We start from the raw sequence: 20254 nt of genomic DNA on the forward strand, positions 1-20254 counted from the left end.
GCCCCCGATCCCCAGCTCTCAACTCACGCTGAAATGCCCATAACCCATGATGCGCTGGTAGCGTGCCTTGAGCAGCTGCTCGGGGGTCAGACCGCCGATGTTGTCGAGTTGCTGCAGCAGGGCCTGGCGGAGGGATTCCGCCGTGGCATCGATGTCGCGGTGCGCACCGCCGAGTGGCTCGGGGATGATGCCATCGACGAGCTTGAGTTCCAGCAGGCGCTTGGCCGTGATGCCCAGGGACTCGGCGGCATCCTGGGCCTTGTCGGCGCTCTTCCACAGGATGGACGCACAGCCCTCGGGCGAGATCACCGAATAGGTGCTGTACTCCAGCATCAGCACCCGGTCACCGACACCGATCGCCAGCGCGCCACCGGAACCGCCCTCGCCGATCACCGTGCAGATGATCGGTGTCTTCAGCTCGGTCATGGCGGATAGGTTGCGGGCGATGGCCTCGCTCTGGCCGCGCTCCTCGGCACCGATACCGGGATAGGCGCCGGGCGTATCGATGAAGGTCAGGAGCGGCAGGCGGAACTTCTCGGCCATCTGCATCAGACGCAACGCCTTGCGGTAACCCTCGGGGCGCGGCATGCCGAAATTGCGCACCAGCTTCTCTTTGGTGTCGTGTCCCTTCTGGTGACCGATCACCATCACCGGCCGGCCATCGATCCGGGCAACGCCGCCGACGATGGCAGCGTCGTCGGCAAAGGCGCGGTCACCGTGCAACTCGTCGAAATCGGTGAACAGGCGTTGGATGTAGTCGAGCGTGTGCGGCCGCTGCGGATGACGGGCGAGCTGTGAGATCTGCCAGGGGCTGAGCTTGGCGAAGATCGACGCGGTCAGCGAGCGGCTTTTCTCCTGCAGGCGCCCGATCTCCTCGCTGATGTTGATCTCGGTGTCGTTACCCAGGAACCGCAGTTCCTCGATCTTGGCCTCGAGCTCGGCGATGGGCTGTTCGAAATCCAGGAAGTTGAGGTTCATAAGGCGAAAGATACAAGAGGCAAGAAGCAAGATACAAGTAGAACACGGAATTATAATCGACTTGTATCCTGCCTCTTGCCCCTTGTATCCGTGGTGGCGTATTCCACCGCCACCTTCTCCTCCCCGGCCAGTTCATGCAGACGGTGGAGCAGTTCGTCGGCCGGGCGCACGTTCCATTCGCGGCCCAGGGCGACCTGGGCACGGGCCGCGCGGTTGCGGTAATCGACCCAGACCGGGCACTTGCCCTGCCGAAACGGCTGCAGGATCTCGGCCAGGGACTGCATGAAACCGTTGCCGGCCTGCGCATCGTCGACCGCGATGACCACTCGCCGGGCGAAGATCTCGCGTGCCTGACTGATATCATAGACTTTGTCGGCGGTGAGTTGCTGGCCGCCCGAATAATCGTCGTAGCCGAGCACTCCCTCCACCACCAGCACCCGGTCCTTGGCGATCAGGTTGCGGTGCTGCTCGAACACATCGGAGAACACCCGCATCTCGACCCGTGCGCTGCGGTCATCGAGGGTGACGAAGGCCATGGAACCGCGCCGGGTCTGGCGCACCCGCAGGGCGAGCACCAGGCCGGCCACCACGACCTGCCGGTCGGTGCTGCGTGAACCCGGGACATCCCCGTTGCCGATCAACGCCGCCAGACGGCCGCTGGTGATGTGCGCCAGCTCGGCCTCGTAGCGGCAGATGGGATGACCGGTGAGATACAGACCGAGGGTCTCCTTTTCGCCCTGCAGGCGGATCTCCTCGTCCCATTCCGGCAGGCTGACGACCTCGACCGGCACGTCCCCGGTCGCGACGACATTGCCGAACAGATCGACCTGCCCCGCACCCGAGTCACGCTCCTGCTGCTCGGCGAGCTTCAATGCAGTCGGCAGTTGCGCCATCAGGGTGGCGCGGTTCCCCCCCAGGCTGTCGCAGGCACCGGCGCGGATCAGCGCCTCCAGCACCCGGCGGTTGAGCTTGCGCAGGTCGACGCGGCGGCAGAAGGTGTACAGGTCCTTGAACGTGCCATGGGCCTCGCGTTCGGCCATCACGCCTTCGATGGCCGCCTGACCGACACCCTTGATGGCGCCGAGGCCGTAGATCACGGTGTCATCGTCGGCCACGGTGAAACGGTAGTCGGAACGGTTGATGTCCGGTGGGATCACCCGCAGCTGCATCGACCGACATTCATCGATGAGCGTGACCACCTTGTCGGTGTTGTCCATGTCCGCCGACAGTACCGCGGCCATGAACGGTGCCAGGTGATGCGCCTTCAACCAGGCGGTCTGGTAGGAGACCAGCGCATAGGCCGCCGAGTGCGACTTGTTGAAACCGTATCCGGCGAACTTCTCCATCAGGTCGAAGATGTAGGTGGCGACGTTCGCATCGACGCCATTGGCGACTGCGCCCTGCGTGAAGATCTCGCGCTGCTGGGCCATCTCCTCGGGCTTCTTCTTGCCCATGGCGCGGCGCAGCAGGTCGGCACCGCCGAGCGTGTAGCCGGCCAGCACCTGAGCGATCTGCATCACCTGTTCCTGGTACAGGATCACGCCGTAGGTCGGTTTGAGGATCGGTTCAAGCTTGGGATGCGGGTATTCGACCCGCTGTTTGCCGTGCTTGCGCGCGATGAAGTCATCGACCATACCCGACTGCAAGGGGCCCGGGCGGAACAGCGCTACCAGCGCGATGATGTCCTCGAAGCTGTCGGGCTGCAGACGCCGGATCAGGTCCTTCATGCCGCTGGATTCCAGCTGGAACACCGCCGTGGTCTGGCAGGCCTTGAGGAGAGCGAATGCCGCCGGATCGTCCAGCGGGATACGTTCGATGTCGACCGCTTCCGCGCCGTGTTCGGCACGCTGACGGTTCAGGGTCGCCAGCGCCCCGTCGATGATGGTCAGCGTGCGCAGACCCAGAAAATCGAACTTCACCAGGCCGACCGCCTCGACGTCGTCCTTGTCGAACTGGCTGACCAGGTTGGCACCGCCGGCCTCGCAGTACAGCGGCGTGAAATCGGTGAGCCTGGAGGGTGCGATCACCACCCCGCCGGCGTGCTTGCCGGCGTTGCGGGAGAGGCCTTCGAGCGACTTGGCGAGGTCGATGATGGCGCGCACGTCCTCTTCGTTCTCGTAGGCCCGGCGCAGTTGCTCGTCCTGGGCCAACGCCTTGTCCAGCGTGATGCCGAGTTCGAAAGGGATCAGTTTGGCGATGCGGTCGACGAAGCCGTAGGGGTGACCGAGCACCCGGCCGACATCGCGCACCACGGCCTTCGCCGCCATGGAGCCATAGGTGATGATCTGCGAGACCTTGTCGCGGCCGTACTTCCCGGCGACGTAATCGATCACCCGGTCGCGACCCTCCATGCAGAAGTCGACGTCGAAGTCGGGCATGGACACGCGCTCGGGGTTGAGGAAGCGCTCGAACAGCAGGTCGTAGTGGATCGGATCGAGGTCGGTGATGGTCAGCGCGTAGGCGACCAGCGAACCGGCGCCGGAACCACGGCCGGGACCGACCGGCACGCCGTTGGCCTTGGCCCATTTGATGAAGTCGGCGACGATCAGGAAATAGCCGGAAAAGCCCATCTGGATGATGACATCGAGCTCGATCTGAAGACGCTCGTCGTAGGGCCTGCGGCGCTCCGCGACGTCCTGCGCGCCCGCATCCGATGGCGCAGCGAACAGTTTTTCCAGCCGTTGCTCCAAGCCCTCGTGCGCCTGCTGCCGGAAGAGTTCGTCCATGGTCATGCCGGCCGGCACCGGGAACTCCGGCAGATAGTTCTTGCCCAGTGTCAGTTCCAGATTGCAGCGCCTGGCGATCTCGACACTGTTTTCCAGTGCCTCGGGGATGTCGGCGAACAGCGCGGCCATCTCCGCGGGTGTCTTCAGGTATTGCTGCTCACTGTGGCGGTGCGGTCGGCGCGGGTCGTCCAGGGTTCGGCCGTCGTGGATGCACACCCGCGCCTCGTGCGCCTCGAAGTCGTCCGGGGCGAGAAAATGCACGTCGTTGGTGGCGACCACCGGCACGGCGCGGCGCGCGGCCAGCTGCACCGCGGCGTGCAGGTACTCCTCTTCATACTCGCGGCCGGTGCGCTGGAGTTCCAGGTAATAGCGATCGGGGAACAGACCGAGCCAGTCGTCCAGAAGTTCTTCGGCAAGCGCGTCGTTGCCGGCGCGCAGGGCCACGCCGACGTCGCCGCTGCGCCCGCCCGACAGGGCGATCAGCCCGGCGCTGTGCGCGCGCAGCCAATCCTTCTGCAGGATCGGCACACCGCGATGCTGACCCTCGATATAGCTGCGCGAAATGAGCGCATTGAGGTTGAGATAGCCGGCACGGTCCTGGCACAGCAAGACCAGCCGGCTGGGTTGGTTCGGATCCTGTGCATTGTGGACCCAGACGTCCGCGCCGATGATGGGCTTGATGCCGGCGCCGATGGCCGCTTTGTAGAACTTCACCAGCGCGAACAGGTTGCTCTGATCGGTCACCGCGCAGGCCGGCATGCCGGCGGCGGCCACCGCCTGCACCAGCGGCTCGATCCGCACGATGCCGTCGACCAGCGAGTATTCGGTGTGCAAATGGAGATGGACGAAGGGCACGGGCATGCCGGGGAGTCTCCGGCTTTGGGCGGGGGGATTCAAGACTTGACTTGCGCGGCCCGCGGTCCCCGCGCGGAGCTGCCGTCGCAGCCGGCCCGGTCAACCACGAAGGACACGAAGGGCACTAAGGAAATCCATAGTTTATTGCGTAATGCAAAACAGAAGGCGCATGCTGGAACCCGGTGGATCAGCTTGGGTGGGCACCTGTTGCATGCCCACGCGACGGCCGCGGTGATCCATCGAAGTCGATTCCGCATAGGCGCGGACCAGGTGCCACCCTGCCAAGCCAAAGGCGGGTATTTTTTTCACGTCAATACCCTTGTGTCCTTCGTGTCCTTCGTGGTTATACGTACACAGGCAGGCTATAAGAGCCGCCGTACCGGCGCGAAACTGCGCCGGTGGATGGGGGTGACGCCCAGGCGCGCCAGCGCGGCGAGGTGCCCGGGGCTGGGATAGCCCTTGTGGCCGGCCAGGCCGTAGCCCGGGTACTGGGCGTCCAGTTCGACCATCTCGTGGTCGCGCGCGACCTTGGCGATGATGGAGGCGGCGCTGATGGCCGCGACACGGCTGTCACCCTTGATGACCGCCTCGGCCGGGCAAGGCAGCTCGGGGCAGCGGTTGCCGTCGATGAGTGCGAAATCCGGTACCGTCGTGAGTGCCAGCACGGCACGCCGCATGGCCAGGAGACTGGCCTGCAGGATGTTGAGCGCGTCGATCTCCTCCACCTCGGCGCGTCCCAGGGCCCAGACGAGCGCACACTCCCGGATGATCGGTGCCAACGCCTCCCGGCGCGTCTCGCTGAGCCGCTTGGAATCGGCCAGACCGTCGATGGGGCGCGCAGGATCGAGGATCACCGCGGCCGCCACCACCGGCCCCGCCAGCGGGCCGCGACCGACCTCGTCGACCCCGGCGACCAGGCGCAGACCGCGGGTGAAATCGAAGTCCACGTGGTCGTTCATCCTGAACACCGCGTTTGCCACGGGAACACGCGGAACGGCACGGACCGAGACCTTTCAGCCACGGAACCCACGGGGGATTTCTTATCCTGAAAATTCATATCAGCCACGGAAACACACGGAAGAACACGGAAATAAAACCGTGTCACAAAGCTCCGCTTCAGCACCTGGCGGGTGATAGGGGCTGTTGTGTGAAGCATATGATCTTGTCCGTGTTTTCCCGTGTGCTTCCGTGGCCAATACGGTTTGGGGGTTTGTGGGTCAGTGATTGTCAGTGTATTCCGTATGCTTCCGTGACTGAGATGCGGCTGCAGATTCATCGTCCGGCGACCTCGAGCACGGCCGCTGCGGCGCTGCGATCGGCATCGCGGCGCAGTGCGTGATGCAGCTCGTCGAAGGCGGTGATCAGCCGCGTGCGCGTGGCGCTGTCGTCCAGGCATTGCAGGACCGCCTCACCCAGGATCTCCGGCAGCACGTCATCCTGCAGGAATTCAGGGACCAGTGCCCGCCCGGCCAACAGATTGGGCAGTGCGAAATGCGGCAGTTTGACCAGCCGCCGCGCCAGCCAATAGGTGAGCGGCGCCAGGCGGTAAGCCACCACCATCGGCCGCTTCAGCAGCAGCGCCTCCAGGGTCGCCGTACCCGAGGCCAGCAGCACGGCGTCGCTCGCCGCCATCACCTGGCGCGCATTGCCGTCGATGAGTTGCACCGGCAACTCGCCCCCCTGCCGGTCGAGGGCCGTCACGAAGATCGCGCGGGTGGTCGCATTGGCCAGCGGCACCACGAAATGGATACCGGGCCGGTGACGCACACACCACGCCATCGTCCCGACGAAGCGCTCGGCCAGCCGCGCCACCTCGCCGGCACGGCTGCCGGGCAGCAGCGCCACCAGGGGGACGTCCGTGGGCAGCCCCAGGGTCGCCCGCGCCGCGTCCGCCGCGACACGCTCCGGGATCATGTCGGCGAGCGGGTGCCCGACGAACGACACCGGTACGGCATGCTCACGGTAGAATTCGGCCTCGAAGGGGAACAGGGCCAGCATGCGGTCGACACTGCGCGCGATCTTGCGGACCCGGCCACGCCGCCAGGCCCACACCGAGGGGCTCACATAGTGTACGGTCGGGATACCACTGCGCTTCAATCGCTGCTCGACACCCAGATTGAAATCCGGCGCGTCGATGCCCACGAACACGTCCGGTGGATTGGCGAAGAAATGCCGGACGATCTCACGGCGGATGCGCAGCAACCGCGGCAGATGCACGAGCACCTCGACCAGGCCCATCACCGACAGTTCCTCCAGCGGGAACAGGCTGTGGCAGCCGGCGGCCAGCATCTGCGGCCCGCCGATACCTTCGACCACCGCGTCCGGATGATGCTCGTGGATGGCGCGGATCAGGCCGGCACCGAGCAGGTCACCGGACATCTCGCCGGCGACGATGCCGATGCGCAGGGGTGCGGTACTCGGTTGCGGGGTTTGCATAGGAGATTTTATTGCCATATTGGCGGGGACATGTCATCCAAGCGGCTGGGTCTGTGAAAATCTCGACGACGCTTTGAAAGACCTGCTTACTTTGGTGAGACTTGCTGGCATGCCCCGGCGGGTCCGGCTACCGACTGGGCACGCCTCTATCGCACGATCCCGCGCTGCCGCTTCTCCAGAAACTCGACCATAATGCCCACTTCCCGGCAGTCGGCGGCCTGCACACGCAAGGCCTCGATGGCCTCCTGCAGGGTGAGCTTGGAGCGGTACAGGGTCTTGTAGGCCTGCTTGAGCGTGCGGATGGCGTCGGCGTCGAAGCCGCGTCGCTTGAGCCCCTCGGTATTCAGGCCATGCGGCTGGGCGGAGTAACCACTGACCATCACGTAGGGCGGTACGTCCTTGGCAATGCCGGTGCTGAAGGCGGTGAAGCTGTGCTCGCCCAGGGCGCAGAACTGATGCACCAGGGTGAAACCGCCGAGGATCACGTAGTCCTCGATGCGCACATGCCCGGCCAGCGAGGCATTGTTGGCGAACACCGTGTGGCTGCCGATCACGCAGTCGTGCGCGATGTGCACATAGGCCATGATCCAATTGTCATCGCCGATGCGCGTGACACCCTGATCCTGCACGGTACCGCGATTGATGGTGACGAACTCGCGGATCGTGTTGCCGTCGCCGATCTCCAGGCGCGTCGGTTCGCCCGCATATTTCTTATCCTGCGGGGCATCACCGAGCGAGACGAACTGAAAGATACGGTTGTCGCGGCCAATACGGGTCGGGCCGTTGATGACCGCGTGCGGGCCGATGGTGGTACCGGCGCCGATCTCGACGTCCGGGCCGATCACCGCATAGGGGCCGATGCTGACATCCTCGGCCAATTCCGCCTTCGGGTCGACGACTGCGCGCGGATCGATCAAATGTCTACACTCCGTTCCGTGCACATGATCTGAGCACTCGCGGCAAGCTTGCCCGCGACGGTCGCCTCGCCCTCGAACACCCAGATACCCCGCTTGCTGTTGACGAAGCGCACCTCGAGCATGAGCTGATCACCCGGCTCCACCGGTCGCTTGAAGCGCGCCTTGTCGATACCCACCAGGTAGAACAGTGAATCGTTGTTGGCGGCACGATCCACGGTGCGGAATGCCAGCAGACCGGTGGCCTGCGCCAGTGATTCAAGGATCATCACTCCGGGCATGATTGGCCGCTGCGGGAAATGGCCATTGAAGAACGGCTCGTTGAAGCTCACGTTCTTGTAGCCGCGCAGGAATTCACCCTGCCGGTAGTCCAGCACACGGTCGATGAGCAGGAAGGGATAACGGTGCGGCAGCAGCCGCAGGATGTCGTTGATGTTCAGTGTCGTCTCGGTCATGTCCGTATCTCGTCATCCCAAACTCGCAGTCTTATGGCCACGAAATGCACGAAAACACCATTAATACTTGAGATCATGGCTGCCTCATTATTTTTGCGCTGAACACACCTGTTTCAGCCACGGAAGCACACGGAAAAACACGGACAAGATCATAGGCTTCACACGATAGCCCCACGGTACCTGCCAGGTGCCGGGGCAAGGCTTCGGGACGCGGTTTCATTTCAATGTCTTCCGTGTGCTTCCGTGGCAAATCCGGCTTTGGGTTTTCGGGACCGCCGTGACTCAAGATTTTTTCGTGAATTTCGTGCATTTCGTGGCTAAGCGTCTTTTCCTGCCAGCTTCCGCTCCAGTGCCTGCAGGCGCCGGGCCATGTCATCCAGGCGCCGCAGGCGCGCGACGATCCGGTTCCACTGCTCGCCGGGCAGCACGGCCAGGCCCGAGGAGTACACACCCGGCTCAGTGATCGACTTGGTCACCATGGACATGCCGGTGACCACGGTGTGGTCGGCAATCTCCAGGTGCCCGACCACACCGACGCCGCCAGCCAGCATGCAGTGGGCACCGATCCGGGCGCTGCCGGAGATGCCGACGCAACCGGCGACGGCAGTATGCGCGCCGACCTGCACGTTGTGTGCGATCTGAATCTGATTATCGAGCTTGACACCGTCGGCGATCACGGTGTCCTCCAGCGCCCCCCGGTCCACGGTCGTGTTCGCGCCGATTTCGACGTCATCGCCGATGTACACGCTGCCGAGCTGTGGAACTTTGATCCAGCGACCGGCATCCTTGGCGATGCCAAAGCCGTCGCTGCCAACGACCACACCGGGATGAAACAGGCAATCGCGGCCGATGCTCACACCGTGACACAGTACGACGCCGGCGACCAGGCGCGTGTTCGCGCCGATGACGACGTCGCGCTCCAGTACACAGCCGGGGCCGATCACCGCACCGGCACCGATCGCGACGCGCGCGCCGATCACACACAGCGGGCCGATGCTTGCCGTTGGATCGATGTGGCAGTCGTCTCCCACCACCGCCGTCGGATGCACGCCCGGTGGTGGTGTCTCCACCGCGGTGAGCAGTGTCGCGACCCGTGCGTAGGTCGCGTACGGATTACTGCTTACCAGGGCCGGTACCGGACAGGCTGCCAGATCCGCAGCGGCCAGGATAACGGCCCCGGCGCGGGTATCATCGAGGTAGCGGCGATAACGCGGATTTGCCAGAAAGCTGATGCAGTCCGGCCGCCCGTCCTGCAGCGTACAGACACCCGCGATGGACAGTGCCGCGTCACCGTGGGGTTCGGTCCCCGTGCGCGCGGCCAGCTCACCCAGTGTCAAGCTCACCCGATTGCACCCTCTGCCGCTGGCCTCAGTTGCCTTGCTGTTTCAGACGCGTGAGCACCGCATCGGTGATGTCGATGCGGGTACTGGCGAACACCACGCCTTCGCTGACGATGAGATCATAGTTCTCTGCCTTGGCCAGATCGACGATGGCATCGTACAAACGCCGCTGCAGCTTGGAGAGCTCTTCGTTGCGACGGATGTTGAGATCCTCGCGGAACTCGTCCTGGGCGCGCTTCAGGTCACGCTTGCGGCTGACCAGATCACGCTCGGCCTTGCCGCGGTTGGCATCGCTCATGACGGCAGCATCGCGACCCAGCTTGTCTTCCGTCTGTTTGATGTCACGCTGCAGTGCGACCAGCTCTTTCTCGCGTGGCGCGAATTCCGCCTCCATCTTGCTGATGGCCGCCTTGGCCTGCGGCGCCTCCTCCATCAGCTTGACGGTATTCACGAACCCGATCTTGACCTCCGCCAGCACCAGTGCTGGCGCCAGCAGGCACAGGGCAAACAGGGTCTTCACGATATAACGCATATTCAAGGTATGTCTCCCGGCTCTCAAGAAGTCACGAAATCACATATTGGTGCCAATGGTGAACTGGAACACCTGGGTATCGTCGCCCGCCTTGTCGTTCAGCGGCTTGGCCAGGCTGAAGGTCAAGGCGCCCAGCGGTGACAACCACGTGGCACCCACACCAACGGAATAGCGCAGCTCCGCGGCATCGAAGTCATCATAACCCGGATAGACGTTGCCCACATCCAGGAACGTGCTCATCCGGAACGAATTGCTCTGGGCAAAGAACGGTGGCGGGAACAGGATCTCCACGTTGCCGACCACCCGGAAACCGCCACCCAGCGGATCGTTCTGGGAATCCCGCGGGCCGAGGGTATTGTCCTCGAAGCCACGCACCGAGCGCACGCCGCCGGCATAATAATTCTTGAAAAACGGCAGCGCGTCGAAGTCGCCGAAGCCGTCGCCATAGCCCACCTCGCCGTTCAGCATCAGGGTGAACTGCCGGGTCAGCGGCACGAAGGTCTGTTGCTCGTAACCGAGCTTGTAGTACTGCAGGTCCATGCCCGGAACGGTGATCTCGGCGGTGGCGCGCTGCAGGGTGCCACGGTCCGGGAAGATGATCTTGTTGCGGGTATCGTGCGCCCAGCTGCCGGTCAGCTTGACACTATCGAAGCGGTTGCCGTTGGCGTCGATGAATTGCCGGACCTGGTCAGAGGAATAGATGGTCTCACGGATGTCCAGGTTCTCGTATTCGACGTTCAGGCGCACTGTGTCGAATTCGTTGATCGGGATACCGTAACTGACGTTGCCACCGAAGCTATTCACGGCGTAGTTGGAAAGATTGGCCTCGCTGGCGTCGGTCTCACGGTAATAGAGACCGAAGCCGCGGCTCACCCCATCGATGGTGTAGTACGGATTCAGATAGGAGAAGCTGTAGATCGTATTCACGTCACTGTTATTGAAGGCCAGGCTGACACGCTTGCCACTGCCCAGGAAGTTGTTCTGGCTGATGCTGGTGTTGAACAGGATACCGTCCGTCTGCGAATAGCCCACACCCACCATCAGGTTGCCCGACGGCCGCTCGGTCACCGAATAGTTTACGTCCACCTGGTCGGTCGTACCGGGCACCGTGGGGGTCTCGACGTTGACCTGCTCGAAGAAGCCGAGGCGGTCCAGGCGGGTGCGTGAGCGCTCCACCGCCGCGGCCGAGAACCAGCCGCCCTCCATCTGGCGCATCTCGCGGCGCAGCACCTCGTCGCGGGTGCGGGTGTTGCCCACCATGTTGATACGGCGTACATAGACACGCTTGCCGGGGTCGACGAAGAAGGTCACGATGACCTTCTTGGTCTCGTGATCGACGTCCGGGATGGTGTTGACGTTGGCGAAGGCATAGCCCTCGTTGCCGAGCCGCTCGCTGATGCGGGTGACGGTCTCAGTGACACGTTTGCGCGAGAATACGTCGCCCGGATTCAGGTCCACCAGCGGGAAGAGCTCCGGCGGGTCGACCACCAGGTCACCGGCCAGACGCACCTCGCTGACATGGAACTGATCACCCTCGGTGACGTTGATGGTGACATAGATATCCTTCTTGTCGGGCGTGATCGACACCTGGGTGGAATCGATGCTGAAGTTGATGTAGCCACGGTCCAGGTAATAGGATCGCAGCATCTCCAGATCACCCGACAGCTTCTGCTTGGAATACTGATCGACGCCGGTATAAAAGGACAGCAGTGTCGGCGTACTGAGCTGGAAATCCTTCAGCAGTGTCTTGTCGCTGAACACCTTGTTGCCGACGATGCTGATCTGCTTGATACGCGCGGCACGGCCTTCCGAAACGTCGATGTTGATGCCGACGCGATTGCGTTCCAGCGGTGTCACGGTGGTGGTGATCTTCACACCGTACTTGCCGCGGCTGAAGTACTGACGCTCGAGTTCCTGCTCGACCTTCTCGAGCAGTGAGCGGTCGAACACACGCCCCTCGGCGAAGCCGATTTCCTTCAGCGATTCCAGCAGCGGCTCGGTCTCGATATCCTTGTTGCCGGTAATCTCGATGCTGGAGATCGCCGGGCGCTCCTGTACCACGACGACGAGTACACCGTTGTCGCGCTCGATGCGCACGTCCTTGAAGAAGCCGGTCCTGAAGAGGGCCCGAATGGCCGCGGCAGAGCGTGCCTCGTCGAAGGTTTCGCCCGTCTTCACCGGCAGGTAGCTGAACACTGTGCCGGGCGCGATGCGCTGCAGGCCCTCGACACGGATATCGGTGACAGTGAACGGCTCGAAGGCCCAGGCATTCCCCGCGACCGCGCCGGCCAGCACGCAGGAGCGCAACAAAAATCTCATGGTAGCGGCTTCCATTTCTTGTTGTCGTCTCAACCGAGCAGACGCGTGAAGTCATTGAACAGCGCCAAACCCATCAGCGCGAGAAGGGCGGCAATGCCGATCCGCTGACCGAACAACTCGGTCTGCTCCGAAACGGGACTGCCCTTGAAAAACTCAATAAGGTAATACAACAGGTGCCCCCCATCCAGTACCGGCACCGGTAACAGATTGAGTACGCCCAGGCTGATGCTGACGATGGCGAGAAAACCCAGAAAGGTGGCCAGCCCGATGCGCGCCGACTGGCCGGCGTACTCGGCGATGCTGAGCGGACCGCTGATGTTGTCGAGCGACGCCTCGCCCACCACCATCTTCCACAGCGTGCGCAGCGTCAGCACGCTCATGTCCCAGGTCTTGACGAGGCTCGGCCCCAGCGCGGCGAGTGGCCCGTAGCGCGTCTCCGTGCGCAGCTCCGCGCCGAGTCCCGGCGGTATGCGCACCTCTGCACCGATGCGGCCGATGGCGCGGTCGTCGATGACGACGCGGTCCGGTCGCAGCGTCAGCCCGATCACCGCGCCATCGCGGTCGACCCGCACCGCAATGGGCTGCTCGGCGTGCCCCTGCACGTACCGGACCCAGTCCCCCCAGTCCTCCATGGTGGTACCGTCGGCACTCAGGATGCGGTCGCCGGGCTGCAGACCAGCGGCGGCCGCCGCCCCGTCGGGCACTATCCGCTCGATCACCGCCGGCAGCCGCGGGCGCCAGGCCTTGAGGCCGAGCTTGTCGAGCAGATTGCCGCGGTCCAGCAGTCCCTCCACGGGACCCAGGTCCAGATAGACAGTGCGCACCCGGCCGTCGATACCCTCCACCTCCAACGCCAGGCGACTGCGGTCCAGCGCCCCCTCCAGCAGCGCCAGCAGGGCGCTGTCCCAGGTCGGGGTGGCGACACCGTCGATGCTCTTCAGCAGATCGTGCGTCTCGATGCCGGCCGCGGCGGCCAGGCCCTGCGGTACGGGTTCGATGATCGGCTTGGCGCCGGGCACGCCGTACACGAACATGGCCCAATAGGCCAGGATGGCGAACAGGAAATTGAAGGCCGGCCCCGCCACCACCACCGCCATGCGCCGCCCGACGGGCTGGCGGTTGAAGGCGCGTGCGCGCTCCGCGACGGGCACCGGCCCCTCGCGCTCGTCGAGCATCTTCACATAGCCGCCGAGCGGGATCGCCGCGACGACGAATTCCGTGCGGTCGGCGCCGTGGACATACCGCCACAGCGGCTTGCCGAAGCCGATCGAGAAGCGCAGCACCTTCACGCCGACCTGGCGCGCGACCCAGTAGTGCCCGAACTCGTGCACGGTGATGAGCAGACCCAGGGCGAGCACGAAGGCCGCGGCCGCGATCAGGAAGGCGCTCATGAGCTGCGCCTGCGCTGGCTGGCGGTGAGTTGTTCGGTGGCGCAGGCGCGGGCCGCAGCATCGGCGTCCAGGACGTCCTGCAGGGACTCGGCGGCACCGATGCTGCAGATACCGAGCGTCGCCTCGATTACGGCGGCGATGCGGTCAAAGCCGATGCGGCCATCGAGGAAGGCCGCCACCGCCACCTCGTTGGCCGCATTCAGCACCGCCGGCGCCGTGCCGCCGCGCCGCCAGGCGGCGTAGGCCAGCCCCAGGCAGGGGAAGCGGCGCGGATCAGGCGCGGAGAAATCCAGTCGCCCCACTGCAAGCAGATCCAGCGGCTGCACGCCGGACGCGATACGCTGCGGCCAGGCGAGTGCGTGGGCGATGGGTGTGCGCATGTCGGGATTGCCGAGCTGGGCGAGCACCGAACCGTCTGCATAGTCGACCAGCGAGTGGATCACGCTCTGCGGATGCAGCACCACCTGCACCTGCTCCACCGGCAGCCCGAACAACCAGCACGCCTCGATGACCTCCAGACCCTTGTTCATCATGGTGGCGGAGTCGACCGAGATCTTGCGACCCATGTCCCAGTTGGGATGTGCACAGGCCTGCGCGGGTGTCACCTGCGCCAGCTGTTCCAGCGGCAGACTGCGGAACGGTCCGCCGGAGGCGGTCAGCAGGATACGCCGCACCCCGGCCGGACGCTCGCCGACGGTGAAACCGGCTGGCATGCACTGGAAGATGGCATTGTGCTCGCTGTCGATGGGCAGCAGCTGCGCACCGTGGCGCCGCACCTCCTCCATGAACAGCGCACCCGACATCACCAGCGCCTCCTTGTTGGCCAGCAACACCCGCCGGCCGTGGCGCACCGCCTCCAGGGCCGGCCGCAGGCCGGCGGCGCCGACGATGGCGGCCATCACATACTCGGCATCCGGATAGGCAGCGGCCTCGCGCAGCCCGTCATCGCCGCTGCGGACCGCGACCTCGAGGCCGGCACGGCGCAGTGCCGCCTCCAGCTGCGCGGCGGCGGCGGTATCCGCCATCACGGCCAGGCGCGGCCGATGCGCGCGGCACAGGCGCAGCATACCGTCGACATCCCGGTTGGCGGTGAGCGCGACCACCTCGAAGCGGTCGGTATTGCGGCCGGCGACATCCAGGGTGCTCAGACCGATGGAGCCGGTGGCACCCAGCACGCTGAGCCGGATGCGTCGCACTGGCGGATCGTCGTGTGCAGGCATCGCCCTACTCCACCCAGTCCAGTCCGAGCGCGAACAGCGGCGCCGCGGCGAGCAGACTGTCGATGCGGTCCAGCAGGCCGCCATGCCCCGGAAACAGATTACCCGTATCCTTCAGACCCTGCTGTCGCTTGAGCAGACTGATGAAGAGATCGCCGACCACCGACAGCAGTGCACACAGCACCGCCAGCACCACGAAGCCGGTCAGGCGCCCACCCGTCCAGCCGAACCAGCCGCCGGCGAGCAGGGCGAACAGCAGGCTGCCGGCCAGACCCCCGGCCACACCCTCCCAGGTCTTGTTCGGACTGACGCGCGGGGCGAGCTTGTGCCGGCCGAAGTTGCGACCGGCGAAATAGGCCCCGCTGTCGGCGACCCACATCAGTACCAGCACGAACAGCGCCAGCGCCGGCCCGTGCTCGGGGCGTGCGTGCAGCGCGGCCAGCGCCCACCCGGCCGGCAGCAGCACCGGCAGTGCCAGCAGCGCCTTGGCCACGACCCGGTCGCGGCCAAGTTGGGGGCGGCCGAGCCACAGCGCCGCCAGCAACCACCAGCCGAGGGCGACCATGAGAGACGGCTGCAGCAGTGCCGGCTGCCGTTGCAGCGCAAACCCGCCGAGGACCAGCAAGGCCATCAACAGCAGGCCGTAGACCAGCCGCACGACCGTCGGGCGCAGCGGTACCAGGCCGGTCCATTCCCAAGCGGCAAGGCCGAGCAGCAGCGCACCGAGGGTGAACAACATGGCGGTCGGCAGCAGCAGCACGCCGCCCACGACCAAGGGGATGAGGAGCACCGCCGTCAGCAGGCGCTTAAACACGGTCAGGCACCCTTGATGCACTCCACTTGTTCACTGGTGCGGCCGAAGCGGCGCTGCCGTCCGGCAAACCAGGCCAGCGCCTCGGTGAGACAATGTTGGTCGAAGTCGGGCCAGAGGACGTCGGTGAAATAGAGCTCGGTATAGGCGAGCTGCCAGAGCAGGAAGTTGCTGATGCGTTGCTCGCCGCCGGTGCGGATGAACAGATCGGGCTCCGGTAGGCCGGCCAGGGCGAGTTGCGCGCCCAGCAGCTCGGGCGTGATGGCCTCGGGCTCCAGCGCGCCCGCCTGCACGCCCAGAGCAAGCACGCGCGCAGCCTGCGCGATATCCCAGCGGCCGCCATAATTGACGGCGATGGTCAGGCGCAGACCGGGATTGTCGCGGGTACGGGCCTCGGTCGAGTCCATCAGTGTGCGCAGCTTCGGTGCGAAGGGCTCGCGGTCGCCGATGAACCGCACTTGCACACTGTTGGCATGCAGGCTGTCCACTTCCTTCTGCAGGGTGCTGATGAACAAGTCCATCAGCAGGCTGACCTCGGTCGGTGGCCGGCGCCAGTTTTCGCTGCTGAAGGCGAACAGTGTCAGGGCCTCGATCCCCTCTCGGCGACAGATCTCGACCACGCGCCGCACGGATTTGACGCCCTCGCGATGGCCGGTTGGGCGCGGCATTCCGCGGCGCCGCGCCCAGCGTCCATTGCCATCCATGATGATGGCGATGTGACGTGGGCCTTCAGCATCCAGCATCCCGTCTTTGCCGCGGCTCGCCTCTGACATGTCTCGATATCCTGCCGACTTCAGATCTCCATCAGTTCGGCCTCTTTGGCCTGCGTGATCTTATCGATGTCGGCCACGAACTGGTCGGTGAGTTTCTGAATCTGCTCCTGCGCACGGCGCTCATCGTCTTCCGAGATCTCCTTCTCCTTGAGCAGTTCCTTGAAATCGTTGTTGGCGTCGCGGCGGATGTTGCGTACCGCGACCTTCGCACCCTCGGCCTCATGGCGGACGATGCGGATCATGTCCCGGCGGCGCTCCTCGGTGAGCGGCGGCAGCGGAATACGTATGACCGTGCCGGCGGTATTCGGGTTCAGCCCCAGGTCGGATTTCAGGATGGCCTTCTCGATCACCGCCACCATCTGCCGTTCCCAGGGCGTGACGGTCAGGGTGCGCGCATCCTCCACGGCCACGTTGGCGACCTGCTGCAACGGGACCTCGCTGCCGTAGTAGTCGACGGTGATGTGGTCCAGCAGGCCGGTATGGGCGCGGCCGGTGCGCAGCTTGGTCAGATCGTGGCGCAGCGTCTCCGCGCTCTTGGCCATGCGGGACTTGGCATCTTTGATGATGTCGTCGATCATTTTTTTTACTCCTTCTCGACCAGCGTGCCCACCGCCTCGCCGCAGGCAGCGCGCATCAGATTACCGCGCTGGTGGATATCGAACACCATCAGCGGCATGCCATGATCGCGGCACAGGATGATGGCAGTGTGATCCATGACCATGAGCTGGCGGCGCAGGGCCTCGTCATAGCTCAGCCGGTCAAAGCGCTCGGCGCCCGGATCTTTCTTGGGATCGGCCGAATATACCCCGTCGACCTGGGTGCCCTTGAACAGGATGTCCGCCCCGATCTCGATGGCGCGCAGGCTGGCGGCGGAATCGGTGGTGAAGAACGGATTGCCGGTACCGGCGGCGAACAGTACCACACGGCCCCGGTCGAGGTGCCGCAGGGCGCGGGCCCGGGAATAGTCCTCGCAGGCCGAGGCAATGGACAGCGCCGACATGACACGCCCCTCCGTACCCAGGCGACGTAGCGCATCCTGCATGGCCAGGGCGTTCATGACCGTGGCCAGCATACCCATGTGGTCGCCGGTGACGCGGTCCATGCCGGCCGCCGCCAGCCCGGCGCCACGGAAGATGTTACCCCCGCCGATAACCAGCCCGAGCTGCGCCCCGGCCTGTGCGAGGGCGTGGATCTCGGTGGCGAACTGGGTCAGCACACGGGGATCGATGCCGGGCCCGTCGGCCCCCATGAGGGCCTCACCGCTGAGCTTGAGGAGAATCCGTTGGTAGCGCAGTTCTGGTTCAGGCATGTCTTGATTTCAACAAGTTGCACAAACTTCTTGATGTGAATACTACTGCACGCTCCGGCGCGGCGACCCTTGTCATCCTGTTCCCCGCCAGGGGCCCGGCACGCGATGGGGTCGCAGAGCGACCCCATCGCATGTATCCCGCCCGGACACGGGTGGGTGACCCGCGGCTTACTTGCCGCGTGCCTGCGCCATCACCTCTTCGGCGAAGTTCTCGGTCTTCTTCTCGATGCCCTCGCCCAGTTCCAGACGCTGGAAACTCAGTACCTCGGCGCCGGCCTTGGACAGCAGCGCGCCCACGGTGATCTCGGGATCCTTGACGAAGGGCTGCCCGACCAGGGTGACCTCGGCGAGATACTTCTTGATGCGACCCTCGACCATCTTGGCAATGATGTCGGCGGGCTTACCGCTCTCCTCGGCCTGGGCGGCGAAGATCCGGCGCTCCGTCTCCAGCAGGTCTGCCGGGACCTCGGCCGCGGTGATGCACACCGGGCGGCTGGCGGCGATATGCATGGCGATATCCTTCGCCAGGTCCTCGCTGCCACCCTGCATCTCGACCAGCACGCCGATGCGGCTGCCGTGCAGATACGCACCCACCACACCGTTGGTCTCGACCACGGTGTAGCGGCGCACGTTGATGTTCTCGCCGATCATGGCGATGAGTTCCTTGCGGGCCTCTTCGATGCTCGGCCCGCCGTCGGTCAACGGCAGCGCCAGCAGTGCCTCCATGGACGCCGGCGTATCCTTCACGACACGCTGGGCGATCTTCATGGCGAAGCCCTGGAACTCCTCTTTCTTGGCGACGAAGTCGGTCTCGCAGTTGACCTCGACGATGGCCGCGCGCTGGCGGTCATCGCTGAGCTCGACCAGGACCAGGCCCTCGGCGGCCACACGACCAGCCTTCTTGTCGGCCTTGGCCAGACCCGATTTGCGCAGGGCCTCGACTGCGGTCTCCATATCGCCGGCCGCGTCGACCAGCGCCTTCTTGCATTCCATCATGCCGGAGCCGGTGCGTTCACGCAGCTCTTTGACCTGTGCGGCGGAAATAGACATGGTTGGTTACCTCTATGAATATCTGCTGGTATTCAATGACAGTGCCGCCGGTCATACGCCCATAGGCACTGCCGGCCAGCAGTCACGGATGCGTTGCGGGGGACGACGGGCACCGGAGACGCCCATCCCCCCGCGTTCGCAGCGGATCAGGCGCCCTGGTCGTCGTCGGCGCCAGCCGCGGCACGATCAGGGGCCTTGGCCGCCGGGGGACGCTTGCCACGGGGCGGCTTGTCGGCCGCGCCGGCGGCCTCATCCAGTTCGATGAACTCGTCGCCGCTCGCCGACACCTGCACCGCGGAGGTGGACTTGCCGTCGAGGACGGCGTCGGCCGCACCGCGCGCGTACAACTGGATCGCGCGGATGGCATCGTCGTTGCCGGGGATGATGTAATCGATGCCCTTGGTGGAGTTGTTGGTGTCCACCACGCCGACCACCGGGATACCCAGCTTGATGGCCTCACTGACGGCGATCTTTTCATGCCCGACGTCGATCACGAACAGCGCGTCCGGCAGGTGGCTCATGTCTTTGATGCCGCCCAGGCTGCGCTCCAGCTTTTCCATCTCGCGCGTGCGCATCAGCGCCTCTTTCTTATTGAGCCGGTCCATGCTGCCGTCCTGCGACATGGTCTCCAGCTCCTTCAGGCGACGCACGGACTGACGCACCGTCTTATAGTTGGTGAGCATGCCACCCAGCCAGCGGTAGTTCACGTACGGCATACCGCAGCGCGCCGCCTCTTCGCCCACGGTATCGCGCGCCGCGCGCTTGGTGCCGACGAACAGGATGGTGCCGCGCTTGGCGGCCAGGCTGCTCAGATAGTTCATCGCCTCGTTGTACAGAGGCAGGGTGCTTTCCAGATTGATGATGTGGATCTTGCTGCGTTCGCCGAAGATGTACGGGGCCAGCTTCGGGTTCCAGAAACGGGTCTGATGACCGAAATGCACGCCAGCTTCCAGCATCTGGCGCATGGTGACGTTCGCCATGAGATAAAACTCCGAATTGTCAGGGTTGGGCCTCCATGCGTCCCGTGCGGCAACCCCGGTCTTCACCGGGGCACCCCGCCGCACTGTCACGACGCATGTGTGGATTTGCAGCCGGCCACCGGGACGGCCTGCTTAACAAGCGCGCCTTTATACCATAAACTGGCCCCC

At 64.7% G+C, this 20254-nt stretch carries 17 protein-coding genes; all 17 read right to left on the reverse strand.

The genetic code is table 11. The features are described 5' to 3' along the window. Nucleotides 1-18 precede the first annotated feature (18 nt). Nucleotides 19-978 (reverse strand): acetyl-CoA carboxylase carboxyl transferase subunit alpha, encoded by a 960-nt coding sequence (gene accA / locus K8I04_07840; GenBank protein ID MBZ0071621.1) that lies wholly within the window; start codon nucleotides 976-978, stop codon nucleotides 19-21. A 50-nt stretch (nucleotides 979-1028) separates the two neighbouring features. Then, the gene (dnaE, locus tag K8I04_07845) at nucleotides 1029-4565 is read right to left on the reverse strand and encodes a DNA polymerase III subunit alpha (protein MBZ0071622.1); all 3537 of its coding nucleotides are present in this window, start codon (nucleotides 4563-4565) and stop codon (nucleotides 1029-1031) included. 356 nt (nucleotides 4566-4921) lie between these two features. Continuing rightward, entirely contained in the window at nucleotides 4922-5518 is a 597-nt protein-coding gene (rnhB, locus tag K8I04_07850; protein ID MBZ0071623.1) for a ribonuclease HII, read from the reverse strand. Between the two features lie 313 nt (nucleotides 5519-5831). Beyond that, nucleotides 5832-6995: a lipid-A-disaccharide synthase gene (gene lpxB / locus K8I04_07855; GenBank protein ID MBZ0071624.1), complete on the reverse strand. Its 1164-nt coding sequence runs from the start codon at nucleotides 6993-6995 to the stop codon at nucleotides 5832-5834. A 146-nt stretch (nucleotides 6996-7141) separates the two neighbouring features. After that, entirely contained in the window at nucleotides 7142-7912 is a 771-nt protein-coding gene (lpxA, locus tag K8I04_07860) for an acyl-ACP--UDP-N-acetylglucosamine O-acyltransferase (GenBank protein ID MBZ0071625.1), read from the reverse strand. Further along, on the reverse strand, nucleotides 7909-8364 hold the full coding sequence (fabZ, locus tag K8I04_07865) for a 3-hydroxyacyl-ACP dehydratase FabZ (GenBank protein ID MBZ0071626.1): 456 nt from the start codon (nucleotides 8362-8364) through the stop codon (nucleotides 7909-7911). The genes lpxA and fabZ overlap by 4 nt, the downstream gene beginning before the upstream one ends. 317 nt (nucleotides 8365-8681) lie before the next feature. Next, entirely contained in the window at nucleotides 8682-9707 is a 1026-nt protein-coding gene (gene lpxD, locus K8I04_07870; protein MBZ0071627.1) for a UDP-3-O-(3-hydroxymyristoyl)glucosamine N-acyltransferase, read from the reverse strand. 25 nt (nucleotides 9708-9732) lie between these two features. After that, on the reverse strand, nucleotides 9733-10236 hold the full coding sequence (locus tag K8I04_07875; protein ID MBZ0071628.1) for an OmpH family outer membrane protein: 504 nt from the start codon (nucleotides 10234-10236) through the stop codon (nucleotides 9733-9735). A 39-nt stretch (nucleotides 10237-10275) separates the two neighbouring features. Continuing rightward, nucleotides 10276-12555, reverse strand: coding sequence for an outer membrane protein assembly factor BamA (bamA, locus tag K8I04_07880; GenBank protein ID MBZ0071629.1), 2280 nt, complete (start codon nucleotides 12553-12555; stop codon nucleotides 10276-10278). A 29-nt stretch (nucleotides 12556-12584) separates the two neighbouring features. After that, nucleotides 12585-13946 (reverse strand): RIP metalloprotease RseP, encoded by a 1362-nt coding sequence (rseP, locus tag K8I04_07885; GenBank protein MBZ0071630.1) that lies wholly within the window; start codon nucleotides 13944-13946, stop codon nucleotides 12585-12587. Then, a complete protein-coding gene (gene ispC, locus K8I04_07890) occupies nucleotides 13943-15166 on the reverse strand; it encodes a 1-deoxy-D-xylulose-5-phosphate reductoisomerase (GenBank protein ID MBZ0071631.1) in 1224 nt (407 codons plus the stop codon). The genes rseP and ispC overlap by 4 nt, the downstream gene beginning before the upstream one ends. Nucleotides 15167-15170: 4 nt before the next feature. Continuing rightward, the gene (locus K8I04_07895; GenBank protein ID MBZ0071632.1) at nucleotides 15171-15977 is read right to left on the reverse strand and encodes a phosphatidate cytidylyltransferase; all 807 of its coding nucleotides are present in this window, start codon (nucleotides 15975-15977) and stop codon (nucleotides 15171-15173) included. 2 nt (nucleotides 15978-15979) lie between these two features. Beyond that, nucleotides 15980-16747, reverse strand: coding sequence for a di-trans,poly-cis-decaprenylcistransferase (uppS, locus tag K8I04_07900; protein ID MBZ0071633.1), 768 nt, complete (start codon nucleotides 16745-16747; stop codon nucleotides 15980-15982). Nucleotides 16748-16767: 20 nt separating this feature from the next. After that, entirely contained in the window at nucleotides 16768-17325 is a 558-nt protein-coding gene (gene frr, locus K8I04_07905; protein MBZ0071634.1) for a ribosome recycling factor, read from the reverse strand. Nucleotides 17326-17330: 5 nt separating this feature from the next. Beyond that, complete coding sequence (gene pyrH, locus K8I04_07910; GenBank protein MBZ0071635.1) at nucleotides 17331-18056, reverse strand: UMP kinase; 726 nt, start codon at nucleotides 18054-18056, stop codon at nucleotides 17331-17333. 168 nt (nucleotides 18057-18224) lie between these two features. Continuing rightward, nucleotides 18225-19106, reverse strand: a complete 882-nt coding sequence (tsf, locus tag K8I04_07915; GenBank protein MBZ0071636.1) for a translation elongation factor Ts — start codon at nucleotides 19104-19106, stop codon at nucleotides 18225-18227. A 146-nt stretch (nucleotides 19107-19252) separates the two neighbouring features. Further along, nucleotides 19253-20086 carry a 30S ribosomal protein S2 gene (gene rpsB, locus K8I04_07920; protein ID MBZ0071637.1) on the reverse strand — a complete coding sequence of 278 codons (834 nt, stop codon included), beginning with the start codon at nucleotides 20084-20086 and terminating at the stop codon, nucleotides 19253-19255. Nucleotides 20087-20254: the final 168 nt, after the last annotated feature.

Source organism: Gammaproteobacteria bacterium, assembly GCA_019911805.1.
Taxonomy (GTDB): domain Bacteria; phylum Pseudomonadota; class Gammaproteobacteria; order Thiohalobacterales; family Thiohalobacteraceae; genus JAHJQQ01.